This window comes from Winogradskyella litorisediminis (assembly GCF_042675765.1).
Lineage (GTDB): Bacteria > Bacteroidota > Bacteroidia > Flavobacteriales > Flavobacteriaceae > Winogradskyella > Winogradskyella litorisediminis.
Genome location: NZ_JBHTJL010000011.1, coordinates 112,010 through 136,348 on the forward strand (window position 1 = coordinate 112,010; position 24,339 = coordinate 136,348).

Annotated in this window: 26 protein-coding genes and 1 tRNA gene; 7 read left to right on the plus strand and 20 right to left on the minus strand. The window is 32.7% G+C overall.

Annotated elements, in window-relative coordinates:
* Positions 1-3: 3 nt before the first annotated feature.
* From ACFQ1Q_RS09575 to ACFQ1Q_RS09600, 6 genes are read right to left on the minus strand one after another with little or no spacing between them, the layout of a single operon-like run.
* Complete coding sequence (locus tag ACFQ1Q_RS09575) at positions 4-1,353, minus strand: methylmalonyl-CoA mutase subunit beta (protein WP_386130511.1); 1,350 nt, start codon at positions 1,351-1,353, stop codon at positions 4-6.
* The gene (locus ACFQ1Q_RS09580; protein WP_386130513.1) at positions 1,346-1,672 is read right to left on the minus strand and encodes an FtsB family cell division protein; all 327 of its coding nucleotides are present in this window, start codon (positions 1,670-1,672) and stop codon (positions 1,346-1,348) included. The genes ACFQ1Q_RS09575 and ACFQ1Q_RS09580 overlap by 8 nt, the downstream gene beginning before the upstream one ends.
* A gap of 6 nt (positions 1,673-1,678) precedes the next feature.
* Complete coding sequence (udk, locus tag ACFQ1Q_RS09585) at positions 1,679-2,284, minus strand: uridine kinase (protein ID WP_386130515.1); 606 nt, start codon at positions 2,282-2,284, stop codon at positions 1,679-1,681.
* Positions 2,285-2,333: 49 nt separating this feature from the next.
* A complete protein-coding gene (locus ACFQ1Q_RS09590) occupies positions 2,334-2,795 on the minus strand; it encodes a c-type cytochrome (RefSeq protein WP_386130518.1) in 462 nt (153 codons plus the stop codon).
* Positions 2,796-2,807: 12 nt separating this feature from the next.
* Positions 2,808-3,992 (minus strand): PQQ-dependent sugar dehydrogenase, encoded by a 1,185-nt coding sequence (locus tag ACFQ1Q_RS09595; RefSeq protein ID WP_386130521.1) that lies wholly within the window; start codon positions 3,990-3,992, stop codon positions 2,808-2,810.
* Positions 3,993-4,030: 38 nt separating this feature from the next.
* A complete protein-coding gene (locus ACFQ1Q_RS09600; RefSeq protein ID WP_386130523.1) occupies positions 4,031-6,340 on the minus strand; it encodes a TonB-dependent receptor domain-containing protein in 2,310 nt (769 codons plus the stop codon).
* Between the two features lie 240 nt (positions 6,341-6,580).
* On the opposite strand from ACFQ1Q_RS09600, the gene ACFQ1Q_RS09605 reads away from it, so the two are divergent.
* Positions 6,581-6,655, plus strand: a tRNA-Pro gene (locus ACFQ1Q_RS09605).
* Positions 6,656-6,709: 54 nt separating this feature from the next.
* Here ACFQ1Q_RS09605 and ACFQ1Q_RS09610 read toward each other — a convergent pair.
* A complete protein-coding gene (locus ACFQ1Q_RS09610; RefSeq protein ID WP_386130526.1) occupies positions 6,710-7,189 on the minus strand; it encodes a hypothetical protein in 480 nt (159 codons plus the stop codon).
* Between the two features lie 163 nt (positions 7,190-7,352).
* Here ACFQ1Q_RS09610 and trxB point away from each other — a divergent pair, with 163 nt between their 5' ends.
* Positions 7,353-8,336 (plus strand): thioredoxin-disulfide reductase, encoded by a 984-nt coding sequence (gene trxB, locus ACFQ1Q_RS09615; RefSeq protein ID WP_386130528.1) that lies wholly within the window; start codon positions 7,353-7,355, stop codon positions 8,334-8,336.
* A gap of 63 nt (positions 8,337-8,399) precedes the next feature.
* Here trxB and ACFQ1Q_RS09620 read toward each other — a convergent pair whose 3' ends face one another.
* The 5 genes from ACFQ1Q_RS09620 to ACFQ1Q_RS09640 form a co-directional block, all read right to left on the minus strand.
* A complete protein-coding gene (locus ACFQ1Q_RS09620) occupies positions 8,400-9,242 on the minus strand; it encodes a GIN domain-containing protein (RefSeq protein WP_386130530.1) in 843 nt (280 codons plus the stop codon).
* Between the two features lie 170 nt (positions 9,243-9,412).
* Positions 9,413-10,147: a head GIN domain-containing protein gene (locus ACFQ1Q_RS09625; RefSeq protein WP_386130533.1), complete on the minus strand. Its 735-nt coding sequence runs from the start codon at positions 10,145-10,147 to the stop codon at positions 9,413-9,415.
* 140 nt (positions 10,148-10,287) lie between these two features.
* Positions 10,288-12,150: a PspC domain-containing protein gene (locus tag ACFQ1Q_RS09630; RefSeq protein WP_386130536.1), complete on the minus strand. Its 1,863-nt coding sequence runs from the start codon at positions 12,148-12,150 to the stop codon at positions 10,288-10,290.
* Positions 12,143-12,487 (minus strand): PadR family transcriptional regulator, encoded by a 345-nt coding sequence (locus ACFQ1Q_RS09635; RefSeq protein ID WP_386130539.1) that lies wholly within the window; start codon positions 12,485-12,487, stop codon positions 12,143-12,145. The genes ACFQ1Q_RS09630 and ACFQ1Q_RS09635 overlap by 8 nt, the downstream gene beginning before the upstream one ends.
* A gap of 114 nt (positions 12,488-12,601) precedes the next feature.
* Positions 12,602-13,048 carry a DUF4870 domain-containing protein gene (locus ACFQ1Q_RS09640; protein ID WP_386130541.1) on the minus strand — a complete coding sequence of 149 codons (447 nt, stop codon included), beginning with the start codon at positions 13,046-13,048 and terminating at the stop codon, positions 12,602-12,604.
* A gap of 169 nt (positions 13,049-13,217) precedes the next feature.
* On the opposite strand from ACFQ1Q_RS09640, the gene ACFQ1Q_RS09645 reads away from it, so the two are divergent.
* From ACFQ1Q_RS09645 to ACFQ1Q_RS09655, 3 genes are all read left to right on the plus strand, one after another.
* A complete protein-coding gene (locus tag ACFQ1Q_RS09645; protein WP_386130543.1) occupies positions 13,218-13,679 on the plus strand; it encodes a DUF4442 domain-containing protein in 462 nt (153 codons plus the stop codon).
* A gap of 173 nt (positions 13,680-13,852) precedes the next feature.
* Positions 13,853-14,653: a TIGR00266 family protein gene (locus ACFQ1Q_RS09650; RefSeq protein ID WP_386130545.1), complete on the plus strand. Its 801-nt coding sequence runs from the start codon at positions 13,853-13,855 to the stop codon at positions 14,651-14,653.
* 136 nt (positions 14,654-14,789) lie between these two features.
* Positions 14,790-14,987: a hypothetical protein gene (locus tag ACFQ1Q_RS09655; protein WP_386130548.1), complete on the plus strand. Its 198-nt coding sequence runs from the start codon at positions 14,790-14,792 to the stop codon at positions 14,985-14,987.
* 43 nt (positions 14,988-15,030) lie between these two features.
* On the opposite strand, the gene ACFQ1Q_RS09660 is transcribed toward ACFQ1Q_RS09655, so the two are convergent.
* On the minus strand, positions 15,031-15,972 hold the full coding sequence (locus ACFQ1Q_RS09660; protein WP_386130550.1) for a LysR substrate-binding domain-containing protein: 942 nt from the start codon (positions 15,970-15,972) through the stop codon (positions 15,031-15,033).
* A 99-nt stretch (positions 15,973-16,071) separates the two neighbouring features.
* Here ACFQ1Q_RS09660 and ACFQ1Q_RS09665 point away from each other — a divergent pair, with 99 nt between their 5' ends.
* Positions 16,072-16,551 carry a Dps family protein gene (locus tag ACFQ1Q_RS09665; RefSeq protein ID WP_386130552.1) on the plus strand — a complete coding sequence of 160 codons (480 nt, stop codon included), beginning with the start codon at positions 16,072-16,074 and terminating at the stop codon, positions 16,549-16,551.
* Positions 16,552-16,617: 66 nt separating this feature from the next.
* Here the strand turns inward: ACFQ1Q_RS09665 and ACFQ1Q_RS09670 are convergent, their stop codons facing one another.
* From ACFQ1Q_RS09670 to ACFQ1Q_RS09700, 7 genes are all read right to left on the minus strand, one after another.
* Positions 16,618-17,031 (minus strand): DUF2141 domain-containing protein, encoded by a 414-nt coding sequence (locus tag ACFQ1Q_RS09670; RefSeq protein ID WP_386130555.1) that lies wholly within the window; start codon positions 17,029-17,031, stop codon positions 16,618-16,620.
* Positions 17,032-17,219: 188 nt separating this feature from the next.
* Entirely contained in the window at positions 17,220-18,551 is a 1,332-nt protein-coding gene (locus ACFQ1Q_RS09675; RefSeq protein ID WP_386130557.1) for a DUF58 domain-containing protein, read from the minus strand.
* 135 nt (positions 18,552-18,686) lie between these two features.
* The gene (locus ACFQ1Q_RS09680; RefSeq protein ID WP_386130560.1) at positions 18,687-19,706 is read right to left on the minus strand and encodes an AAA family ATPase; all 1,020 of its coding nucleotides are present in this window, start codon (positions 19,704-19,706) and stop codon (positions 18,687-18,689) included.
* Complete coding sequence (locus tag ACFQ1Q_RS09685) at positions 19,688-20,908, minus strand: DUF4350 domain-containing protein (protein ID WP_386130563.1); 1,221 nt, start codon at positions 20,906-20,908, stop codon at positions 19,688-19,690. The genes ACFQ1Q_RS09680 and ACFQ1Q_RS09685 overlap by 19 nt, the downstream gene beginning before the upstream one ends.
* Positions 20,901-21,632: a DUF4129 domain-containing protein gene (locus ACFQ1Q_RS09690; protein ID WP_386130565.1), complete on the minus strand. Its 732-nt coding sequence runs from the start codon at positions 21,630-21,632 to the stop codon at positions 20,901-20,903. Before ACFQ1Q_RS09690 ends, ACFQ1Q_RS09685 begins: the two co-directional genes overlap by 8 nt.
* Positions 21,633-22,502, minus strand: coding sequence for a hypothetical protein (locus ACFQ1Q_RS09695; protein WP_386130568.1), 870 nt, complete (start codon positions 22,500-22,502; stop codon positions 21,633-21,635).
* Positions 22,503-22,505: 3 nt separating this feature from the next.
* Complete coding sequence (locus ACFQ1Q_RS09700; protein ID WP_386130570.1) at positions 22,506-23,510, minus strand: stage II sporulation protein M; 1,005 nt, start codon at positions 23,508-23,510, stop codon at positions 22,506-22,508.
* Positions 23,511-23,545: 35 nt separating this feature from the next.
* On the opposite strand from ACFQ1Q_RS09700, the gene ACFQ1Q_RS09705 reads away from it, so the two are divergent.
* The gene (locus ACFQ1Q_RS09705; RefSeq protein WP_386130573.1) at positions 23,546-24,262 is read left to right on the plus strand and encodes an RDD family protein; all 717 of its coding nucleotides are present in this window, start codon (positions 23,546-23,548) and stop codon (positions 24,260-24,262) included.
* Positions 24,263-24,339 lie beyond the last annotated feature (77 nt).

The window sequence follows — 24,339 nt, forward strand, 5'->3', positions numbered from 1 at the left end:
AATTTATTCTTCTTTTAATCTTTTAGCTTCTAGTTCTTCCGAAAGTCTCTTTTCTATAATAGGAACTATAAGCGTTTTTCTTTTTTCAATTTTCAAAAATGGCATTTTTTCTAAATTACTAGCCATTTTATCATCTGCAATAGGGTGTTTATTTGTTCCTAAAAGTGTAATTTCTCCGTTATTAAAAGCGGACTGTTCTTCTGTTGCACTTTCTTTTATTTTGCGCTGAATTGTTCCTTCTTTTAACTGCTTTAAAAAGCCACCGTTTGTTTCAATATTTTTGAATAATTCTAGAGCTTTTTCTGACAATTGTTCGGTTAAACTTTCGATATAGTAAGAACCGTCAGAAGGATTATTTACTGCATCAAAATAGCTTTCTTTTTTAAGAATAAGCAGTTGATTTCTAGATATACGCTCTCCGAACTCGGTTGGATTTTGAAACAGTTTATTATAAGGCTGATTGCAAATTACATTAGCGCCACCTAAAACAGCACTCATACATTCTGTAGTCGTGCGTAGCATATTTACGTTATAATCGTAAATGGTTTTGTTTCGTCTACTCGGTGTAGCAATAACTTTACAATCTATATTTGCATTATAACTCTTTGCTAAAACAGACCATAATTGTCTTAAAGCGCGGAGTTTTGCAATCTCGAAAAAATAATTACTACCAACTGAAACAGAAAATGTTACATTGAGTTGGTCGAGTTTTTTAGAATTATTTGTAAGATGATTAAGGTACTCATTAACGTGTGCCAATGCATAGGCTAGTTGCTGAACATTATTTGCCCCTGCATTTTGATAATGCGTTAGGTCAACAAAAATTTGATTGCTATTTGAAACAGATTTTTCAAAAGTTAAATGGTCTTCCTTTAGGTTTGAAAACCAATTTCCTGTTTTGCCTAAATGCCCAATAATATCATTGTTAAAGCTGATATTTTTACGTTTCAAACTAGAAATACTTTCGATAAATTCTATTGAAAATTCCGAAGCATTAATATGAATGCCGGTTTCAATTCCTTCAACTAATGTATTTATATCGATTTCAGAATTATTAATATTAAAAATGATGAATTCTGCTCCTTTTTCAATTGCGATTTTTGCTTGTGTATTGGCTTCTCTTGCAGCATTTACTTCAAAAGCTTGAGCAATTTTCCAATCTGTAGCTTTTGATTTTGATACCTCAGGTAAATCTTTAAATTCATCTGCGTGGTAAAAGGGTTTTACATTGATACCATCTGGTGTTTTCCATATTAAGGTGTCATTATAATCTGCACCTTTTAGGTCTACTTGAATTTTTTGTTTCCAAGCTTTTGATGATATTTCTTCAAAATCATTGAATAGTTTACTCATCATTATCTTTTTTAGGAATGCTGTCTTCGTATTCTATAATATAAATTTCTTCGTTAGGCTTTTTCATATAGTAAGTTTCTCTTGCCACTTTTTCTACACCTTCTTCTGTACTTAAAATTTTAATAGCTTTTTTGTCTTTTTCCATCTCATTGCGGTAGTACTCTTTTTCGTTCTCTAACGCTTCAATATCTTTATTTAAATCGTGATGCAAAAGCCACGAGTGTGTATCAAAAAACAACATCCAAACTACAAAACCAACAGTAACAAGAACGAAGAAATTCTTGAAAGGTTTAAGGTATTTTGGATTAAATTTTGTCATCTCTTACTAAAGTCTATCGCTAATAATTGTTTTTACTATGTCAACGGCAACCGTGTTGTATCTATTGTTTGGTATAATGATATCTGCATACTCTTTCATTGGTTCTATGAATTGTTGATGCATTGGTTTTAGTGTGGTTTGGTAACGGTTTAAAACTTCATCAATATCTCTACCGCGCTCCGAGATATCTCGTTTTAAGCGTCTAATTAAACGCTCATCACTATCGGCATGCACAAATATTTTAATATCAAATAATTCTCTAATTTCAGGATTTGTTAATATTAAAATACCTTCAACAATAACCACTTTGCGAGGTTTGGTTAAAACGGTATCGCCAGTTCGGTTGTGTTTTACAAAAGAGTAAACTGGCTGCTCAATAGTTTTACCATCTTTAAGTAAATTAAGATGTTTTACCAATAAATCGAAGTCTATAGAACGTGGATGGTCAAAATTGATTTTTACACGCTCATCGTAACTTAAATGTGATGTGTCTTGGTAATACGAATCTTGAGAAATTACAACAACTTCGCCTTCAGGAAGTTCTTCTATAAGTTTGTTTACAACAGTTGTTTTTCCGCAGCCTGTTCCGCCGGCAATTCCAATAATTAGCATTAATTTCTAAATTTTTTTAAGCTTACAAAGTTAATTAATTAGATGCAGATTACTTTTGGATTTCGGCAACTTCTTTTTCGGTCACTAAATCACCATAATTATTGCCCCAAGAGTTGTTAATATAGTTCATTACATCGGCAACTTCATCATCTTCTAAACCCATAGGCATCATAACACCATTATAAGTTTTACCATTAACAATGAGTTCTCCTTTTTGACCATATTTTATACCGTGAATACTTTCCTCTTGTTTATTTTTTAAATAATCTGAATTTGCCAAAGGTGGAAATGTATTAGCAACACCTTTACCTGTTGCCATATGGCACTGTATGCAAAAATCGTTATAGACCAATCTGCCGCGAGCAATACTTTCTTTTAGTGGATTGCTTTGTACTGTTTCAATATTTTGTTTTGTGCGTCTTTCTTTTTTCTCTTCCTTGATTTTTTCCTTACAAGAAGATAGCACAAATATGAAAAGCACTACTATTTGAATTATTTTGTTCAATTTCATTGAAACGTTGTTTTAGCTGTTTGGTACAATTTTTACAATGCCTTTATTTTCAATTGCAACATAAATAAAACCATCTGGTCCTTGCTGGACATCTCTAACACGACCCATACCTTCAAGTAATTTTTCTCGCTTTACAACTTTATTGTTTTTTAAAACTAAACGCTCTAAATATTCAAATTTTAAAGATCCAACAAGTATGTTATTTTTCCAATCGGGATATTTGTCTGATGTTACAAAAGCCATTCCGCTTGGTGCGATGGATGGTACCCAATAAAAAAGAGGTTGTTGCATACCTTCTTTTGCAGTGATGTCTGTAAATTTTGTACCGCTATAGTTTACGCCGTAACTAATAACAGGCCATCCAAAATTTTCTCCTTTTTTAACAATGTTAATCTCGTCACCACCTTTTGGTCCGTGCTCATTGACCCAAATTTCTCCTGTTTTTGGGTGTTTAGCCATGCCTTGCGGATTACGATGACCGTAACTAAAAATTGCTGTTTTAGCATTCTCTTTATCTACAAAAGGGTTATCTTTTGGTACACTTCCGTCGTCGTTTAATCTATAGATTTTTCCGCAGTCTCTTGTGATATCTTGAGGGTTTTCATCACGATTTCCACGATCACCAACCGAAAAATAAAGGAAACCTTCATTATCAAACTCTATACGAGAGCCAAAATGTTGTCCACGTTTCGAGTTTGGTTCAGCTTTATACAAACGTGTAACTTCGGTTAATTTGTTGCCATTTAGTTTAGCTCTTATTAATGCTGTGTTTCCGCCTTCGCCATCGCCATCTTTAGAAGCGTGAGTTATATAAATCCACCCATTTTCTTTATAATTAGGATGTAACTCAATGTCTAATAAACCGCCTTGACCACGAACGTAAATTTCTGGTAAACCTTCAATTTGTGTCTTTTTTCCATCTTTAAAATGAATAAGTTCGCCCGTTTTTTCTGTTATCAAAATAGAGTCATCTGGCAAAAACACAAATCCCCAAGGAATACTTAAGTCTGGTACAACAATTTCGGCTTTGTAATTAACATTAGTCGCAGGCTCAGCTTCAACAGGAGATTCTGTACCAACAGGTATTTGTTGTTTAGATTGCTCAGTATCATTTGAAGCTACTTCTTTGTTTTCTTTGTCTTTGCAAGAAGCGAAAATTACGCCAATTGCAAGAAGTAAAATTTTAATCTTTTTCATGGTTTATGTTTTACTTTATAAAGTTACTTATATTTTATTTAAAATGAATAGTTAAAATTAAGTCCTGCATAATAATTTACGGGATTACCAGGATAAAAATAGCGCGGTTGGCTACCCCCAAAACCTTGAGTGTTTATTAATATTTGAGAGGCGTACTTTTCATCAAAAACATTATTCAAACCATAAAATATTGAAAGCTGTATTTTATCTGAAAATGTTTTTTGGTAACCAATTTTAAAATTAGTTAAGTTGTAATTTTCGCTATAAAGATTGTTACTGTCTGTGATTGGTTGCTCACCAACATGCTGAAAATTGATGTTACCAAAAAAACCAATTTTTGAAGAAAAATCTAGTCCTGCATTTAGTACTTCTGAAGGTACACCAGTTAAGTCATTTCCTGAAAAATTATTGTCACCATCGATAAACTCTTCAAATTTATAATCATTTATACTTAAATTGAAAAAACTATTAACGCTAAAATTTGTCTCATTTATTAATGAAGCATTTAGCGAAAGTTCAATTCCATCATGCAACGTTTGGCCAGCATTTACACCAACAAATTGGTCTTGAGCAGTTCTGCGAGCAACCAATAGATTTCGAACATCTAGTCTGTACACGGCTAAATTATATTGCAATTTGTTTTTAAAGATACTTCCGCGACTACCTATTTCATAATTCCAGCCTGTCTCAGGCTCTAAGTCATTATTTATTTGTCCGCTCGGTAATAGGGTTTCTTGTAAGCTAATAGGAGAAAAGCCTTGACTTATATTTCCATAAATACTTAACTGGTCTGACAACTGATGCGAAACCCCAATTTTAGGAGACCAAATGCCATCGAATTTAAAACTACCTGATTGATTAAGATTGTTTGTAGAAACAGGGAAGTTGTCATCCAAATTGTATTGCGTTTGGTTGTAGTTTAAACCAGCTACTAATAAGGTTTTGTCGGATACATCAAAATTTATTTCGAAAAAGAGATTAAAATATTGTCGATTTTCTTCAAAATCGGAAAGCTGATTACCTTGGACGCTTCCAGTTCCTGCCGGGAAATCTTGATACAAGTTTTGGAATGTTTGCGACTGATAATTGTCTTTAAAATACTCGCCACCAACTGTATATTGAACTGACTTTTTAAGAAATTTTGTTTCTCCTAAGAGGCGACTTCTAAAGCCGTAAGCAAGTGTTTTTTCGTCTAAAATGTTAAAAGGTCGTGGTTCAAAACCATTTCTAAATGAGGTGAAAACGCTTGTAATATATTTTAATTTTGAATTAAAGACGTGATCCCAAGTTACACCAAAAATGCCACGTTGAGAATCTTCAAAACCCTGTGACTGTCTCCATGTAAAAGCCGCAATTTCTGGATTATTTTCAAAATCGTCTTGATTTATCGAGCTTGGAATAAATGCTTTAAAATCTACAAAACTTCCCAAAAATGTAAGTTCGTTTTTAGAGTTTATAAAATGATTTGTAGTTAGTGTAACGGTCTGTCTATTATAATTGTTATTATCTCTAAATCCATCTGCTGTTGTATTACTATAAATACCTCTAAAACTATTTTTAGAATCACCGTGATTAAAGTTAAGGGTAGACTTATACAAATCGAAAGATCCAATCGTAAATTCAGTATTTATTGAAGTTGTGTTTAGATATGCATTTGTTGGATTCAATAAAATAGTACCGCCTAAACCTGCACCAAATGCACTAGACGTAGCGCCTTTTGTAATTTTTATTTGCGAAATAGCATTTAGTTCAAAATCTTCAATATTAGTTTCTCCGCTGCCGTTAGTTAAAGGAATATCTTTAAAATAAGCTCTAATTTTTGAAGTATCAAAAAGGTTTCTAGATCCAATACCTCTGATAGTAAGTCTATTTGTGTTTAGTGCGCCACTTTGCATAAACACTCCTGGAGAACGATTAACTGCTTCCGAAATGTTAATTGAATTACCGCGTTCGATATCTTTTTGAGAAATAATTGATACTGTAGAAACGGATTCTTTTAATTCCTTCGGAATATGATTGGCATCAATAACAACTTCATTTAATTCTGATGCTTTACTGTGGAGTTGTATAATTTGAAAATCTTTAGATTTAACTTTAAATCTTAACGTATTATAGCCTAGTCGTTTGAATGTGAATGTGCCAATGGTTTCAAGATTAAAAACACCTAAGTCATTTGTAAAGGTAATTAGATTATTGTCTGAAAATATTTCTACGTTCGATAGTGTAGCTCCGGTGACAACATCAATAACTTTTCCTTTAATTTGAGCAAAAATAGATGCAGAAAAAAGAAAAATTAAAAGCGATAAATACTTTTTTAGTATAATGATTTTGTAGGTTTTGGTTAGCAAATTTCAACACAAATAAACAGATATAATTTGCTATTTGGTCTAAAATATATGTTAAGGTTAAATACTTGTTGAAAGTTGTTTGGTAAACTTTACATTTTGTATATATTTGCAATCCGAAAATTTGAGGTTTTAAGTAAAATTAGGATTTAAAATTTTGGATATTGCTAAAGAGAGAAAGCCCATGCGCAAGCTGGCCCTTTCGCTAAAAATGTCTTCAATACATTTTCTTTACGCTCTGTCCGGGGTGTAGCGTAGCCCGGTTATCGCGCCACGTTTGGGACGTGGAGGCCGCAGGTTCGAATCCTGCCACCCCGACAAAAAAGCTCAGTATTTACTGGGCTTTTTTATTTTTTAGCTTAGGGATTAATTTTAATCAATCCGTTTATAGTTTTCAGAATACACCATTTCCCCATCATCATCTACTCTTATTTGGCTAAATGTACTATCTGTAATTAATAGCTTATAGCTAAACTCTTGTTGGTCAGCTATAATTTTATTCATCACATTAGAGCCATATTGCATAAGTTCTGTTAGTGTAGAATCTGTTGCTGTGTAACTGCCATAACCAAACCATTCTATTTCATTTTCTGGCATTAGCTTACTCCACATCACTTTATTTTTATTAAACATTTTTACTTGTCTATGGCTTTTATCAGTTGAAAATGAATCTACAATTTTATTGTCTCTGTAATTATAATAGCCAACCATTTCCCAATTGCCTTCTAATACAGACACCTTTGATTTTAAATCTGTTTTTAGATTGTCAACAATTGCATCTTTGTTTGATGTGTCATTTTTGCAAGACCAAAGAATTGCAATAAGTAGGAGAGTTAAAAAAAAACGTTTCATAATTAATTGATTTGAAGTAGTTTATTGATAAGAAGATACAAAAAATAATGATACCATTTTTAATTAAGTTACAACTGTTTAAAACCATTGTTGCTGTTAATAACTTCTATGTAAGGTTTTAGACAAAAAACCTACTTTTGTTTTATAACAAATGAAACAAATTATGTCAGACACAATTGAAAAGGTAAAATGTCTAATTATAGGTTCAGGTCCTGCTGGTTATACGGCTGCTATTTATGCTGCTAGGGCAAATATGGCTCCAGTTTTATACCAAGGCGAACAACCTGGCGGACAATTAACTACCACCAATGATGTTGAAAATTTTCCAGGATATCCAGATGGAATTACTGGACCAGAAATGATGATTCAATTGCAAAAACAAGCTGAACGTTTTGGCTCAGATATACGTCATGGTTGGGTGACTAAAGTAGATTTTTCAGGACCAATACATAAGGTTTGGGTAAATGAAGAAAAGGAAATTCATGCAGATACTATTATTATTTCAACTGGTGCATCTGCAAAATATTTGGGATTACCTTCAGAACAAAAATACTTACAACTTGGTGGTGGTGTTTCTGCATGTGCAGTTTGCGATGGATTCTTTTATCGAAATCAGGAAACAGTAATTGTTGGTGCAGGAGATTCTGCTTGTGAAGAAGCACATTATTTATCTAAACTTTGTAAAAAGGTAACTATGTTAGTGCGTAGAGATGAGTTTAGAGCTTCTAAAATCATGGCAGAACGCGTTAAAAATACTGAAAATATAGAAATACTTTACAATACAGAAACTAAGGAAGTTTTAGGCGATGGTCAGGTTGTTACAGGTGTCAGAGTAAAAAATAATATAACTGGAGATGTGCATGATATTCCTGCTACCGGATTTTTTGTAGCAATTGGTCATAAACCTAATACCGATATTTTTAAAAATTATTTAGATTTAGATGAAACAGGGTACATAATTAACGCAAAACCAGGTACAAGTAAAACCAATGTAGATGGTGTATTTGTAAGTGGTGATGCCGCAGACCATGTATATAGACAAGCTATCACTGCAGCAGGTACAGGTTGTATGGCAGCTTTAGACGCTGAGCGTTATTTAGCAGCTAAAGATGCTAATTTTGAAGTTACTACGCCAACCTATAATTAAATTTAGGTTGTACAGATAAAAAAAGCCAAAGATTTATTCTTTGGCTTTTTTATTTGTTGTAAGTTATTTTTTCTTTTTTTGAAGTTTTGCAGTATCAGTAAAAATCTCGAGTTCTATTTTGGGCTCACCATAAATGTATGTTTCTGTGTTTCCAGAAGCTTTTAATACAAGAAACATTTCCACATTTAAGGAAATATCACTTGTAGATTCAATTAATACATCAGCATTTTTTACACTGTAATTTTTACCTACAAAGTTTGATGAGTTATCTAATCGTAAAGCAACATCTTCTGTATCGCCCTCAATAGTAGCATCAGAACTTTGGTATAAATCAAACTTAGAAGATATTCCTTTTACTAAAGCATCTAGTTTACTATTATCACTTAACGAAAAGCTAGAACTGTCAGCTGTGATATTTAATCTACTTTTTGTTTTTTCTGTAGCTGAAAATTTGAATGTTGAAGACTTTAAATTTAAATATGCTCTAGAATTATCTTTAACAGTTAATGAAACATCGCCTAATTCTAAAGAAGTTAAAGAACGAATTTCTGCAGAATCGTAAAGTGAAATATTGGATAGTTCATCACTGTAGTTTACTGTAATGACTAGTTTCTTTTTTGAAGCTATACGTCTTTGCGTGCTAATGGTTAACACTCCCGATACCATATCGAGGTCAATAATTTCATGCAAATTATCGTCAGCTTCAATCTCAACAGATGGCTTGCTGTTATAAACCAATTGTACTTCAAAATCGTCTTTAATATCAAGCGTGTGAAAGCTATCTAAGTAAGTTTGTTTAATAGTAACATTCCGGTCGCCTTTTATTTTTTCTTTAGACTGTGCATTGGCAAAGGCTATAATTCCCAATAAAAATATTAAGGAGTATGTGTATTTGTTTAATTTCATATTCTAGTAGTTTCCTTATAAACGCTTGCTTAATTTACGTAAATTTTTAAGACGCGGATGTTTATTTAAAAATAGAAACAAATATATACAAAAACCATCCCAAACATTTAATAGTTTAAGATGGTCTTAGTTGATTGCCCCGAAACAATTTCGGGATATGGTTGGTTTATTTAATTTGCTCTTATACTTCCAGAAACTCCGTCACTTTTACTAACGTTTTCAGGATTACCAGAGTATCTAACACTTCCGCCACTTGTTGCGCTAGCTGTTAATGCTTTTGAGGTATTTACCTTAATGTTAGCACCACTTGTTGCTGCTGCGCTTGTAGATTCAGCCTTAAGATTTTCTGCAGCAACATAACTTCCGCTTGTAGAAGCCACAGAAAGCTTGTTTGTATTTCCGCTAGCGGTAATACCTGCACCACTTGTTGAGTTTAATTTTAAAGTATTTGTTTCAACTGCAATATCAATTTGGCTTCCACTTGTTGAGGAAACTACTAGTTGATCTGTCTCAAATGTGTTTTCTACACGAATCGTCGAGCCACTCGTCGTACTAATTGAATAAAGGTCTTTTACATTTAAAATTACCTTTTTTGATGCTGCAGTACGAATATTTTCATTAGTGGAAATTCGCAATGTATTGTTGTCTTCATCAAATTCTGTTGTAATGACATCATGCAAGTTTTGGTCTGCAACGACCGTTAATGATGTTTCGTCTGACTGGGTTAACACAACGTCAATGCCACGACTTACTTTAAGATTTACAAAATCCGATTGTACATCTCGAGTTTCTGTTACGACATTTCCGTCACCAGAAATGCTAGGTCCGAGACTAAAATCAAGATTGCAAGACGTTAATAATAGTGCTAAAATAGTTGCTGTGATAAATTTTACTAAAGTGCTCATAATAGTTAGTTTTTAATGTTGTGCTTCAAAGCTTAAGCTGTGAAGCGTTGATTGATGATTTAAAACAGTTCAAATATTTAAAAATAGGTTGGTTAATTAAATTTTAAATATCTGAACTGTTGATTGATTGGTCTGAACTGTTAATTATCTTTATCTTCTGTGGTGATTTGTACACCGTCTTCGTTTATTTTTACTTTAACTTCTGAGTTATTAGTTGATACACCATTTTCATTGACTTCGATGCGATTGGCATCTGTTTTTATTTCGATACCATTTTCGTCTATCTTAATCCCATTTGGAGCCTTATCTTTTTTAAAACTATCAGTTGTTGTTTCCTCAACAGTACAGCTATTACAAATAACTTTATCTTCATCTACGGTAAGATATTTTTCGCTCAAACCTCTTCTTAGAATTTCTTTATTATTACGTATCCAATACTGAAAGTTGTAAGTTTTTCTATCTGTGATAAACGAAGAGCCTTCAGGTAAGTTTAAGTAAATGGTAACATGCTGGTCACTCAATTTATTTTTAAACTCAGTTGTAAAATAGGAGTCAAGCTGCAATTCGCCATTAACCAAATTATAATTATAATTTATGTTTTCTGCGCGCTGACTTGCCACATCATAATTTCTACCGCGTGCAAAGGTCTTAAGCTTTATGCTCGCTACTGAATCTTTAGTTGAATTAATTACCAATCTTACATCAGAGCTCGAAATTTGTTGTTTTCCATTTTCGTCTTTAAAAATTTTATAACCATGGTGATTGCGAGTGCTGTTACGATTGTATTTATCATGGCTCATCATTTTAATACGTATAGTGTCATTTGTTTTTATGTTTAATTGTTTTTCTGAAACCACTACATTTGCATCGTAAGCATGCTCAGTAGCTTGTTTTACTCCAATTACAGTAATTCCAATAATTGAGCATAACCAAAGACCAAGAAGTGTAAATTTTGCAATATTCCCGATAGATTTTAGATTATTTATGAGGATTTTTAATCCCAAATAAAACACGAAGAAAAAAGGAATACCAATTGCAAAAAACAATAAAAATGACATTAACCAAATTGGAATATTGGCTGCATTAGCCGCGTCTAAAAAGTTCATTGGCGGAAAATGTACAGCATCCGTTATACCAACTGTAAAAAATGCAATAAGCAATGCAACTAGCATACTAATGCCAATAATAATTAATACAACTCCAAAAAACTTGGCAAAAATCGTTAAAAAGAACATGATGATATCACCGATAGTACCAAAAAAACTACGAGATTTTCTTTTAAGACTTTCGCCTTGTTTATCGAAATCTACACTTTTTACGGTATCAGTAATATTATCTGCAACATTCTCGAAACCTTCTTTAATATTGTCGCTATGTTTTTTAAAATCGACATTTTTTACCTTTTCTGAAACAATATCAAATCCATCTTTGATTTTTTTTTCAATGTTGCTAATATTCACAGGTTCACCTGTCATTGTTAGTTTTTCTGCTGTAGTGCTAGCCTCTGGCACTAATGCCCAAAAAATTAAGTAGGTAATGAGAAAAGTACCACCAGAGAAAAGTGTTAAAACCACCCAAAGTAAACGTACCCAAATCATTTCTATTCCTAAATAATGACTTAAACCTGCTGCAACTCCACCGATGTAAGAGTTCTCGGTATCTCTAAATAATTTTTTAGAACTTCCAGATTTGCTTTTTGATTGTTTTGCATACACAGGTTCGTCTTCAAAAATTTCGTCATCTACTAGGTAATCTTCCGGTTGCCCCATAATAGTAATAACATCGTCAACTAACTTAATACCAACAACTTGTTTGTCGTTTTGTATGCGTTCTGTAAACAATTCAGCTATACGAGCTTCGATATCGGCAATGATTTCAGAACGACCTTGAGAGTCTGTAAATGAACGTTTTATAGCCTCAAGATAGCGCGATAACTTAAGATATGCGTCTTCGTCTATATGGAAGAATATCCCTGCTAAATTTATATTGACTGTTTTATTCATTTTTAGTTGATTTTTTTCTGGTTACTAAGTTGACTGCGTTTTGTAAATCACTCCAAGTAGTGTTTAATTCATTAAGAAATAGCTTTCCTGTTTCTGTAAGACCGTAATATTTTCTTGGTGGTCCAGATGTAGATTCTTCCCAACGGTAATTGAGCAGACCTGCATTTTTTAATCTTGTGAGTAGCGGATAAATTGTGCCTTCTACTACAAGCATTTTTGCGTCTTTTAAAGTGCTTAGGATTTCTGCTACATAAGCATCTTCATCTTTTAAGATGCTTAAAATGCAGTATTCTAAAACACCTTTGCGCATTTGTGCTTTTGTATTTTCTATCTTCATAAGATGTGATTAGATGTTATTAAACTGTTCGTTTTTGATTGATTGATTGATTGATTGATTGATTGATTGATTGATTGATTGATTGATTGATTGATTGATTGATGAATTGATGATTTATTTTAAAAAATTTATAGTCAAAGGATACTGATATTCTTTGCCGTCTCTTGCAGAAAGGCTAGCCTTTACAATTAGTGCCAGCTCAATTAAGAAGCCAAGAAAAGCTAAAACTCCAAGTCCGCCAGTGATATAAAGTAGAGGCGAAGGTTTACCGATATTAATATGAAAATCGTAAAACCCATTAAAATTTATAAAATCAATACCGTTGAATATTTTGAAAATAAAAAACGGAATACTCACCGTACCAATAATCAAGGCATATAACAATACACTAATCTGAAAATTAATCGCTTGCTTACCATGTCTGTCTACAAACTCCGATTTATCTTTGTTAACAATCCATAGAACAATAGGTCCAATAAAATTACCAAACGGAATTATGAATCTCGAAAATGTGGACAAATGAATAAAAGTTGCAATGTTTTTATGATGATTATTAGTCATGATTAAAAAGTATATAATAGTTTCTTATACAAATATATGTCTTTAAAAAGGTATTATGTTACGCATAGTACTTAAAATTAACATTTTATTAACATTAGTTAAGAATGAATATTTGACTTATTTTAGTCGGAAATAATTAGATTCTGCATTGTATTTTAGATAAATTATTATGAAGATAACAGCCTCAAAACTCAATAAATACTGTATGTTTAAGCTACCAGCAGCATACTTCTCAGGTGTCAGAGCCACTTATATCGATGATACAAAATGTACGGTAAGAGTAAAACACCGATGGATAAATCAAAATCCGTTTAATTCTATGTTTTGGGCAGTACAAGGAATGGCCGCAGAATTAACAACCGGTGCTTTGGTGATGCAGAAAATCCAAAATTCAGGTAAAAAAATATCGATGTTGGTTGCTAATAATAACGCCTCATTTAGTAAAAAAGCGACAGGCAAAATTACATTTGAATGTATTGAAGGCAAAAAATTAGACGAAGCCATAAGCAAAGCCATCGCGACCAAAGAAGGTCAAACCGTTTGGCTAAATGCCAAAGGAGTTAATGAAGACGGCGTTGAGGTATCTAATTTTAATTTTGAATGGACGCTGAAAGTGAAGAGTATAAAGTGAAGATTGAAAGGTGTGGAATCATTTAGATGTGTTTCTTAATTTTTATAGAAATTTAGAATTACAGCTTTTATATGTAACAAACGTTTTATAACCGCTACAAATAAATTAAAATTAATTTGAAGTCTTAGAGAATAACTTCAAAACAAACAACTTTTCACAAAAAAAATAAAACAATGAACGCACACGAAATAGACTATCGTATTTACGGTGAAGAAATGCAATATGTAGAGATTGAACTTGACCCACAAGAAGGTGTTGTGGCAGAATCTGGAAGTTTTATGATGATGGATGAAGGTATAAAGATGGATACCATATTTGGCGACGGTTCAGAAAAAGACAAAGGTATTTTTGGGAAAATTTGGGGTGCTGGAAAGCGTATTCTTACTGGAGAAAGTTTATTCATGACAGCGTTTTACAACGATTTTGTAGGTAAGCGAAACGTATCGTTTGCTTCGCCATATCCAGGCAAAATTATTCCGATTGACCTAATGGAATTTGGTGGAAAATTTATTTGCCAAAAAGATGCATTTCTATGTGCAGCTAAAGGTGTAAGCGTTGGTATCGAATTTTCTAAAAAACTCGGTCGCGGATTGTTTGGCGGCGAAGGCTTTATCATGCAAAAATTAGAAGGCGACGGTATGGCTTTTGTCCATGCTGGCGGCACCATGGCAGAACGTACACTTGAGGCAGGACAAGTAATGAAAGTTGACACAGGTTGCATTGTAGGTTTCACCCAAAGTATCGACTATGATATCGAATTTGTTGGAGGTATTAAAAATTCTATTTTTGGAGGTGAAGGTTTATTCTTTGCAAGACTAGAAGGACCAGGAAAAGTTTACATTCAATCTTTACCATTTAGCCGTTTGGCTAGTCGTGTTCTGTCTAGTGCTGCAAAAAGTGGCGGTAATAAGAAGGGAGAAGGCAGTATTCTAGGAGGTTTGGGCGATTTATTAGATGGTGATAATCGGTTTTAGAAATTGTTAATTAACAAAATGTCTTGTTAATTTTTTATACTAAAGATTAAACAAAACTTTTTTTTACTAAATTTATAAAGTAAATAAATGCTTATAGATAAAATTACTTTCGTTTAACTTAAAAACCCCTAAAAATATGGCGAGAGCAATGTTCGAGTACACTAAAATCGTGCTCAATAAAGTGAGCTTTGATAAAACACTTTTCTGTAGAGAAGTACAAAAAGCAGTTAAGCGTCTTTTACCTTACGAATTAGAAGAACTGCGAATTTTTATTCAAAGTTTAATCCACCAAAATCCAGAGCTAAACCAGTGTATGGTTTACTTAAAAGCATAATAAAAAGCGACATAAAGGTCGCTTTTTTATGATATTTACCCAGCTATTTTTTGTTTAACGGGCTTATAATCTCAACATTACTAAATGCAATAGCACCTCTTATGATACCAGAGATAACATTATGCATGGCATCGATGATTTGCATTTTTAATTCGCTTTTGTGATAAATAATACTCACTTCCCTTGCTGGCGAAGGTTCATTAAAGTGTCTTAAATTTCCAGCTAATTTTTCTCTAAAGTCTAATGTATGCAAATAGGGTAAAAGCGTCATTCCAAGACCTTCGTTAGAAAGTTTTATTAAAGTTTCAATACTTCCGCTTTCAAGCTGGAAATTATCTTCTTTATTATCGCCTAAAGTTTTACAAAGATTAATTACGCCATCTCTAAGACAATGTCCGTCTTCGAGTAGCAACATATCTTCAATATCTAAATCTGAAACGTCAATTGTTTTTTTGTCTTTTAATCTATGATTTTCAGGAATGTAACCAACAAAAGGTTCGTAATATAGAACGCGCTCTTTGATATTATCATTTTCCAAAGGCGTTGCAGCAATAGCAGCATCTAAATGGCCTTCATTAATTCGAATTAAAATTTCTTCAGTTGTCAACTCTTCAATTTTGAGTTTAACTTTAGGATATTTTTTTATGAAATTTTTTAAAAACATTGGAAGTAATGTTGGCATAACTGTCGGGATGATTCCCAGTCTAAATTCGCCACCAATAAAACCCTTTTGTTGATCTACAATATCTTGAATTCGGTCTGCCTCATTTACAATATTTCGTGCCTGAAACACAATTTTACGTCCAACCTCAGTCAACTCAATGGGTTTTTTACCTCTGTCAAATATTATAACATCGAGTTCATCCTCAAGCTTCTGAATTTGCGTACTTAATGTAGGTTGGGTAACAAAACAGCTTTCTGCAGCTTTTGTAAAGTTTTGATGTTCTGCAATAGCTAAGGCGTATTTAAGTTGTGTGATGGTCATGATATCAATTTAGACTATAAAAGTATAACAACTATTGATAAAATCTATAGCAATTTTAAAAATTTCTTATCTAACTTTATAATTCTAAAAGAAATAATTATGACATTAAATAGCATAGGTTTAGATACCGAGAAAACAAAAGAATTAGCACAAGATTTAAATCAGTTGCTGGCCAATTTTCAATTGTACTACCAAAATTTAAGAGGTATTCATTGGAATATACGAGGACGCGCATTTTTCGATTTACACGTCAAGTTTGAAGAATTGTATACAGATGCCAATCTTAAAGTTGATGAAGTCGCTGAGCGTATTTTAACCTTAGGAGCAACACCATTGCATACTTTTGATGATTATACAAAAGCTGCAAAAGTACCTGTTGGTAAAAACGTTAGTAAAGACAATGTAGCAGTACAGTTAATTGTAGATTCACTAACAGAACTCTTAAAAATTGAACGTCAAATTCTTGATAAATCTGATGAGGCAAATGACGAAGGTACCAATGCAATGATGAGTGATTTTATTACTGAGCAAGAAAAAACAGTTTGGATGATGAAAGCTTGGTTAGGCGAAACTGTCTAAATTTTATATTTAAAAAAAGACCGTATTTACGGTCTTTTTTTGGTTGATTGATTGATGTTTTATTTTTTAGAATCTTATATTAAGTTCTAAATCTTTATCAGCTAAAATAAACTTAGCATCACTGAATTGTGGTGGTCCATAAGACATAACGTTATTTGATGCGCCGTAATCCTCTAATGGCATTCCGTTTGCTCTAAAGTCCATTTTTCCATTATTGTTAGCGTCATGATTTGCTAATACAGCATATTCTCCAGGTTTTACGTTCTCAAAAGTTACAACAACTTTATTGTCTTCAATTTTTGAAGCTGTCGCTTGTATTGGCTCAGTCTTCATAAATGTGTCCTTATTGTGCAAAGCTAACATTACAACACCATCATTATTGCTTACGTTGTCAATAGTTACCGTAATGGTTTTGCCATCTTGGGCAAAGGAGAATAAAGAGGTTATTACTAGTGCGATAGATAAAAATAAATTCTTCATGTTATTTGATTTTATGGTTCGTTTCTAATTGATGATTCAAATATCTGGTATAAAATCAGATTTAAATAATTCAATTTACCGAACTGTAATTAATTGATGATGAATTGTAAAAACTAAAAAATTCCATCTTCTAAAACCTTAATACCATACTTTAAGCTTCGTAAGAAATAGGGGAAAAGTCAAAAAAACTATAATAATCCTCGCGCTTTTATTTCTAAATATTTATTAATTGTATTTATGGTCAGTTGTTCTGGCGGCGTTAAAATACTTTGAATACCATGTTTTTGAAGTTCTTTCACCATTAAGCGTTTTTCATAAGCAAATTTTTCAGCAATGGTCTTATGGTAAATAGATTGAAGGTCTTCGGCATTTTCTTTGATTATAGTATCAAGCTCAGTGTTTTCAAATAAAATAACCACAAGCATATGCTTTTTAGAAATGGCTTGCAAATATGGCATTTGACGTTTTAGTGCACTTAAATGCTCAAAGTTTGTGTACAATAATAAAAGACTACGATGCGTCACTTTTCGTTTTAATTGGGCATAAAGTAAACTGTAATCGCTATCTGAAAAAAGCGTATTTATGTTATAGAGTGATTCTAAAATTCGGTTGAGATAAGTGAGTTTGTTTACTGCTGGCAAAAAAGTTTCTATTTTTTTTGAAAATGAAATCATTCCTACTTTATCATGTTTTTTTAAAGCTACATTACTAAATGCTAAAGTCGAGTTTATAGCGTAGTCCAATAATTTTAATCCATTAAAAGGCATTTTCATAACGCGGCCAGCATCAATAATAGAGTAAATAGGTTGTGATTTTTCATCTTGAAATTGATTTACCATCAATTGCGCATGCTTGGCTGTGGCTTTCCAATTTACCGTTCTAAAATCGTCTCCGCGGACGTATTCTTTAATTTGTTCAAATTCTGATGTGTTCCCGATACGTCTTATTTTCTTTAAACCCAATTCAGTTAATGCATTACTAATGGCGAGAAAATCGTATTTCTGCATTTGCATAATCGACGGATAAACCATTACCATTTGCTCGTTCTGAAATTGATATTTTCGTTTTACTATCTTCAACAAAGTTGAAACGTAAACATTAAGATGTCCAAAATAATATTCACCTCTATCAACAGGTCTTACTAAATATTCAAAATCGTGAGATTGTTTCGGATTAATATTCACTTTATATGAAAAATCGCGCTTTTGAAACTGAATAGGCAGCTCATCAATAACATCAATAATCGCTTTAAAGCCATATTTGTTTTTAATGGTAATTGGCACAGGGTTGTTATCACTATTTGAGAATTTGTCAGGTAAAATGCGTCGAGCCTCAATGCCTTTTTTTGTTTGATACAACATTAGAATATCCACCAAAACCACTACGCCAATCCCAATGGTAATAATCCAAGCCACAGAGAAAAATACGGGCAACCAAAAACTTACTACAAAGCACAACGCAGCTAGCGCAATGTAAATGTAGAATTGTTTGTGTATGTATAAGGATTTTATGAATTTCATATTTCTTGTAAAGGGTATTTTCGCGCAAAGGCGCTAAAACGGAAATTTTTTTTTGATTCTAAATTGTATTAATATTTGTATCTACTTTTTTTTGAATACTGCGACTGCGACTGAATACTTAATACTGCCAACTAATCAACGCGGTACTTCAACAGATTGCACAATCATTTCTATAACATTTTCGGTTTGCATGCCTTCCATTTCGCGCTCTGGTGTAAGTATAATTCTGTGATTTAATACTGGATTTAGTGACTTCTTTACATCTTCTGGTGTTACAAAATCACGACCATTAATTGCGGCAAATGCTTTTGCAGTGTTTAAAATGGAAATTGATGCTCTTGGCGAACCTCCTAAATATAAATGTGGATGATTTCTGGTTTTTGAAACTATCTCTGCGATGTATTGAATGATTTTTTGTTCCACAATAACCGATTGCGTTTTTGATTTATAATCGGCTAAAGATACCACATCTAAAACAGGATTTATTTGTGCTTGTGGTGCTTCACCTTTACGCTCATGATGTGATGCAATAATTTTTACCTCGTCTTCTAAAGACGGATAATCGACCTTGATTTTAAAAATAAAACGGTCTAATTGCGCTTCTGGTAAGGCATAAGTTCCTTCTTGCTCAATTGGGTTTTGGGTTGCCAAAACCATAAAAGGGTCTTTAAATTTATAGGTGTTTCCATCTATTGTCGCTTGGCGCTCTTCCATGGTTTCAAACAATGCGGCTTGCGTTTTTGCAGGTGCACGGTTAATCTCGTCAATCAAAACAATATTAGAAAAAATAGGACCTTGTTTAAATTCAAATTCCGAAGTTTTCATATTTAAAACCGAAGTTCCTAAAACATCACTTGGCATTAAATCTGGAGTAAATTGAATTCGGCTAAAATCTGTTTTTAAAACCTTAGCAAATAATTTTGCAGTCACAGTTTTTGCAATACCAGGAACACCTTCAATAAGTACATGGCCGTCTGCTAAAAGTGCAACAATGAGTAATTCCACAAAATTATCTTGCCCTACGATGACTTTTCTTAGTTCGGCTTTTATGGCGTCTACGGACGATTTAAGTGCTTCAAGCTGAATTCTATTATCAAAATTTATATCAGAAATATCTGCTGAGTTTTTTGCGTCGTTTAATTCTTCGTTTTCCATTGGTTATGGGATTTAAAATTTTCTATAAGACTATTTAGTCTTTCGAGTTGTATGTTATTTATTGTGTGTTGTTCTTGAATACGTTTAATGTAACCGAAAAGCTTCTCTGTATCTTCAATGGAATTGTTACTTCTGGCGGCTAAATTCTTCAAAAAATTGGCATCAACCGTTGACGTATCGAGATACATTTGCTTTCTAATATACTCTAAAAAATGCTGAATTTTATGATGTGCAATTTCGCTATGTTTACTGCTTTCGTAATACATATTAGCAATAGTTCTTGTAAAATCTACCGTTTGATTATTTAGTGGCTTCACTATCGGGATGGCGCGCTGCTTTCGTTTTCCTTCAAAAATAATGTAGAAAATAACGCCAATTAAAACCAAATAATAGGCCCATTTTAAGTTTGGATTATTTAAAAACAAATACATGGGTGATGTATAAAACTTTTTGCCAGACTTGTAATGTTGGTCTAAATAAATAGGTTTCGAAATATCTAAATAAGACAATAAACCAGCTGTATACTCTTGGTTTGGAGCATTTAAAATGAAGTAATTGGTATAAGCCTGTGGAAAACTATTCAGGATAATTTCTCCATTTCCCCAAGTTTGTTTAATAATGTTAACGCGTTCATTTTTTATAGTGTCGGTTTCCTTGCGGATTTTATCGACAACACCAATGACTCTGGTTTTTGAACTATCAATCTTATTAAAATGAAATAGAGTAGATGCTTTATCGAATTTATATTTCTTAGTTTCAAAAACGGGATTAACTAATTTTACTTCAAATTTATTTTCAAAATTATCGAAGATATTTACCGATTCCATAGCTAAATTTAGCGTGTCTAGTAATTTTTCTTCAAATGTTAAAGATGAAACCACAAGAGTATTGCCTTCTGAAGTCCACTTTAAAAGACGCTCTAACTCGGCTTTACCAAAATTTACATTATTATTAAAAAACAGGTATGTGCCTTTAATGTTGTTTTTCCTAAGATATTCAAAAGGTGGTCTATCTATAGGAATCACGGAATCTGATATGCGTTGCAATTGCTCGGTAAACACCAAACTGCCAAACGGTATTTTATGATGCGTGGCATAAGATGGAAACCAATTGATGTCTTTAGGTTTTGTCATTTCAAAAACCACGAGCGCCAAAATTCCTAATATGGCAAGAGTAATATATATTTTTCCTCTTTTACCCATGTTTTATGCTGTTGTTTAAATATTCAAAAGGCAGTTTAAGATTCTCAAACTTTAGGGCATCAACCGCAAATTCGCCATACCAAACGTAATCGTAAATTCGGGTAATATTTATAAAATCCGGCTTTAAAGGTGAATGTCTAAGTTCTTGAATGTAATCTTCATTTGTTTTCTGTGCTTCCCATTCAATTGTTTCGTTTTCTGATAGTTTTTTCAAAGACAGAAGATAATAATATCTAATAGCCAATCTGTAGTTTTTTTGTTCTATAGCTTGCTGAATTAAGGCATTAATGTCTTCGTTTTTTATGATTTGTTCTTCTTCGGTATAGGAGATGCTCCCTTTTTCTTTAGCCTTGGTTGTTAAATTTTTGGAGTTTACTTTTAAGAAAAATCGAATTAAAAAATAAAAGAGTACGCCTAATAATAAATAGGGTAAAATTCTAAATATAATAAACAGGAAACCTTCAGCCGAGCCTACACCAAAAATAGCTTCCCAAAACTTTCTTAGAAAGTTTTTTAACCAGCGTTTAATTTTGTCAATTATGGTAGTTTCTTCTTCAACTTCAGTGTAGTTAAAGTCGTCATTGTTTTTATAATCCTCTAAATCAGACTCGGAAATTTCTTGTTTTTCAATAGTGCTATCGTCATAAAAATTGGGTGCAGTGTCTTGTTGAGACACTGCAAATGCCCCAAGACTTAAGCAAATAATGAAAAAGATAATGCGCATTTAGTCTTCCGTATTACCAATGTTGCTTATGCGCTCATACGTGCCTGTAAAGTTTACCTTTTCATTCAAATGAAAGTATAAAAACACGCCACAAATAATAGGAACTACATTAAGTACAACAGAAAATATATTTGAAAGAATATTCAGAAAAATAAAAATCGGGTCTGGTTGTAATACCGAAGCACCTGGGTCAATTTCTCCCGAGAAAATTCCTGTACCAATTAATGTATAAATCGCGGCTGGTAAAGCAACTATAAAATTTAGTATATATACAAGTATTGCCACTACAATGATTATGCCTAGAGAAACCCAAAAATCAGCATTCACTAAAGAGTATGATTTTGAGTACGAATCAGATACATTACTGTTTTCATTAAAAACATAAATACTTAATACAATATACATTGGCACCATAAAATATAAAGCAGGTAAAATGCATAAACTTAGAGTTATTGTCAATGTTGCCCATTTAAGAAATCCTAATCCTAAAAATCCAGTAAGTGTTTTGTAAACATTACGTTTAATTTCCTCACTATTAACATTTCCAGAGTTTGCTATATAAGATTTAATGTAATGAAGAGATGATGTACTAATAAACATGATTGCAACAAATAACATTAAATAATACAGATAAAATATAGGATTAGTAAATTGATAACTTAAAACCTCGAAAATATCCATATTCATAGTTTCTCCTGCACTGTAAGTATATAGTGCAGTTGTTAATAGAAAAACTGTAAGCGCAGGACCAGATATGGTAAAAATAGTCTTCATAAATGGTTTAAACTCATTACGGATAAAATTGAAAGTATCTGATAATAAAGCGCCAAAATCGCGTTGTTTTTTAAATTCTATATATGGCTTGTTCATTTTTTATTCTGTTGGTTGAAGTGAAATTTTGTTTTTATTGGTTGATTCTTCAGAAAATCTTTTATGTAATTGTATTGGGTAAATAACGTAATAAAATAGAATGAGCGCTAATGAGCTGCCAATTATAAGTATGGCAAGCCAATCTGGCATTTCGGTATGTCTGGTAACAAAACCTTCTAAAAATCCAGCGATGATAAAAAACGGAATGGTACTTATAAGAATTTTAAGCCCATTTTTAACGCCGCGTTTAAAAGATTCTAATCGTGTATAAGTTCCTGTAAATAGCATACCATTGCCCATTACCAAACCTGCACAACCTGCAATAACAATTACAGAAATTTCGATAGTTCCATGAATCCAAATAGTTCTTGCAGATTCCCAAAGTAAGCCTTGCTCGTAAAAGAAATATTGAAAACTGCCTAGCATAATACCATTTCGTAGCATAATGTATAAACTGCCAACGCCAAAGAGAATGCCATAGCCAAATGCCATAAGCGCCACTTTAATATTATTTAATGTTATGCCCAAAAACATATGAAATTCGCCTTGTTCTTTGTAAACCGCCATTGGGTCTCCTTTTTCAATATTTTCTAAAGTCATGTTTACATAACCGTCGCTTAAACCAAATGTGCGCACAAAGTCGTCATCACTAGCGGTAGAATACGCACCGACAAATACAAAAAAGGCAAAGGTTAAAAATGCAATGAGCAACTCCCGATGGTGCTGGCGAAACATTAGAGGAAACTCCGTTTTAAAAAAAGAAATCAGTCTATTTTTGGATTCTTTTTTTGTCTTATAAATTCGTTGATGTGCTTTGGTAGCCAACTGATTAAGATAGCGTTCGGTATTACTACTCGTATAAAATGTTTTGGCATAACTCAGATGGTCTGTAAGTTCTATATAAATATCCGAAAGTAAATCTGGATCTATATGTGTTTTATTTGAAAGAACGCTTTCAAATTCTAACCATTTATCTTTATTTTGCTTCACAAAAGCGGCTTCGCGCATGCAGTCTTTCTTTAGGCTATCAAAGAAAAGAAAATATGAATGAATTTCAAATAGAAACTGCCCAAAATGTAGGCATTAACCAAAACGTGGCACATATTGGTGACCGAATGCTCGCTTATCTTTTAGACAGCGTCATTATCTTTGCCTATACCATTTGTGTATTTTTACTTTTAGGGACTTTAAATTTAGATTTCGGAACCACTTGGGCCATTTACCTTTTGGTCTCTTTACCAGCCTTTTTGTACTATGTTTTGCTAGAAACTTTTTGGAATGGAAAAACCGTTGGTAAGTATGTTACAAAAACTCGTGTTGTTAAGCTCGATGGTTCTAAACCAAGTTTTGCCAATTATTTTGTTCGCTGGATTTTAAGAATCGTAGATGTGGTAATGACCTTTGGCGGATTAGCAACATTGACCATATTAATAAAAGGAAATGGCCAACGCGTGGGAGATATAGCTGCCGGAACAACAGTTATTAGCGAAAAAGAAAAGCTTACCATCGAGGATACGGTAATGAAAGATTTACCTCTAAATTACACACCAACTTACAGCCAAGTTACATTACTTACCGACACCGATGTACAAACCATAAATACTTTGTATAAAGATGCAGTTTATAACGGCAACCATAATGTGATTTTAAACTTAAGTATAAGATTGCAAAAAATTATGCAAATAGAAACCAACGAAACTCCAATTAATTTTATAGCTACCGTAATTAAAGATTATAATTACTATACGCAAAGCATGTAAGCAGAACCTTTTTTTACTAAGAAGAAATTGGGTAAATCGCTTATCCCGAAATCGTTTCGGGATTTATTAAAAATAAT

Bases quoted from the DNA above. Each gene is read 5' to 3' on its own strand.
- ACFQ1Q_RS09640 (WP_386130541.1), bottom strand. From the start codon at position 13,048: ATGACTAATAATCATCATAAAAACATTGCAACTTTTATTCATTTGTCC.
- ACFQ1Q_RS09580 (WP_386130513.1), bottom strand. From the start codon at position 1,672: ATGACAAAATTTAATCCAAAATACCTTAAACCTTTCAAGAATTTCTTC.
- ACFQ1Q_RS09645 (WP_386130543.1), top strand. From the start codon at position 13,218: ATGAAGATAACAGCCTCAAAACTCAATAAATACTGTATGTTTAAGCTA.
- ACFQ1Q_RS09690 (WP_386130565.1), bottom strand. From the start codon at position 21,632: ATGCGCATTATCTTTTTCATTATTTGCTTAAGTCTTGGGGCATTTGCA.
- ACFQ1Q_RS09700 (WP_386130570.1), bottom strand. From the start codon at position 23,510: ATGCGCGAAGCCGCTTTTGTGAAGCAAAATAAAGATAAATGGTTAGAA.
- ACFQ1Q_RS09625 (WP_386130533.1), bottom strand. From the start codon at position 10,147: ATGAGCACTTTAGTAAAATTTATCACAGCAACTATTTTAGCACTATTA.
- ACFQ1Q_RS09630 (WP_386130536.1), bottom strand. From the start codon at position 12,150: ATGAATAAAACAGTCAATATAAATTTAGCAGGGATATTCTTCCATATA.
- udk (WP_386130515.1), bottom strand. From the start codon at position 2,284: ATGCTAATTATTGGAATTGCCGGCGGAACAGGCTGCGGAAAAACAACT.
- ACFQ1Q_RS09590 (WP_386130518.1), bottom strand. From the start codon at position 2,795: ATGAAATTGAACAAAATAATTCAAATAGTAGTGCTTTTCATATTTGTG.
- ACFQ1Q_RS09610 (WP_386130526.1), bottom strand. From the start codon at position 7,189: ATGAAACGTTTTTTTTTAACTCTCCTACTTATTGCAATTCTTTGGTCT.
- ACFQ1Q_RS09685 (WP_386130563.1), bottom strand. From the start codon at position 20,908: ATGGGTAAAAGAGGAAAAATATATATTACTCTTGCCATATTAGGAATT.
- ACFQ1Q_RS09670 (WP_386130555.1), bottom strand. From the start codon at position 17,031: ATGAAGAATTTATTTTTATCTATCGCACTAGTAATAACCTCTTTATTC.
- ACFQ1Q_RS09665 (WP_386130552.1), top strand. From the start codon at position 16,072: ATGACATTAAATAGCATAGGTTTAGATACCGAGAAAACAAAAGAATTA.
- ACFQ1Q_RS09660 (WP_386130550.1), bottom strand. From the start codon at position 15,972: ATGACCATCACACAACTTAAATACGCCTTAGCTATTGCAGAACATCAA.
- ACFQ1Q_RS09705 (WP_386130573.1), top strand. From the start codon at position 23,546: ATGAATGAATTTCAAATAGAAACTGCCCAAAATGTAGGCATTAACCAA.
- ACFQ1Q_RS09650 (WP_386130545.1), top strand. From the start codon at position 13,853: ATGAACGCACACGAAATAGACTATCGTATTTACGGTGAAGAAATGCAA.
- ACFQ1Q_RS09695 (WP_386130568.1), bottom strand. From the start codon at position 22,502: ATGAACAAGCCATATATAGAATTTAAAAAACAACGCGATTTTGGCGCT.
- ACFQ1Q_RS09635 (WP_386130539.1), bottom strand. From the start codon at position 12,487: ATGAAGATAGAAAATACAAAAGCACAAATGCGCAAAGGTGTTTTAGAA.
- ACFQ1Q_RS09575 (WP_386130511.1), bottom strand. From the start codon at position 1,353: ATGAGTAAACTATTCAATGATTTTGAAGAAATATCATCAAAAGCTTGG.
- ACFQ1Q_RS09655 (WP_386130548.1), top strand. From the start codon at position 14,790: ATGGCGAGAGCAATGTTCGAGTACACTAAAATCGTGCTCAATAAAGTG.
- trxB (WP_386130528.1), top strand. From the start codon at position 7,353: ATGTCAGACACAATTGAAAAGGTAAAATGTCTAATTATAGGTTCAGGT.
- ACFQ1Q_RS09675 (WP_386130557.1), bottom strand. From the start codon at position 18,551: ATGAAATTCATAAAATCCTTATACATACACAAACAATTCTACATTTAC.
- ACFQ1Q_RS09595 (WP_386130521.1), bottom strand. From the start codon at position 3,992: ATGAAAAAGATTAAAATTTTACTTCTTGCAATTGGCGTAATTTTCGCT.
- ACFQ1Q_RS09680 (WP_386130560.1), bottom strand. From the start codon at position 19,706: ATGGAAAACGAAGAATTAAACGACGCAAAAAACTCAGCAGATATTTCT.
- ACFQ1Q_RS09620 (WP_386130530.1), bottom strand. From the start codon at position 9,242: ATGAAATTAAACAAATACACATACTCCTTAATATTTTTATTGGGAATT.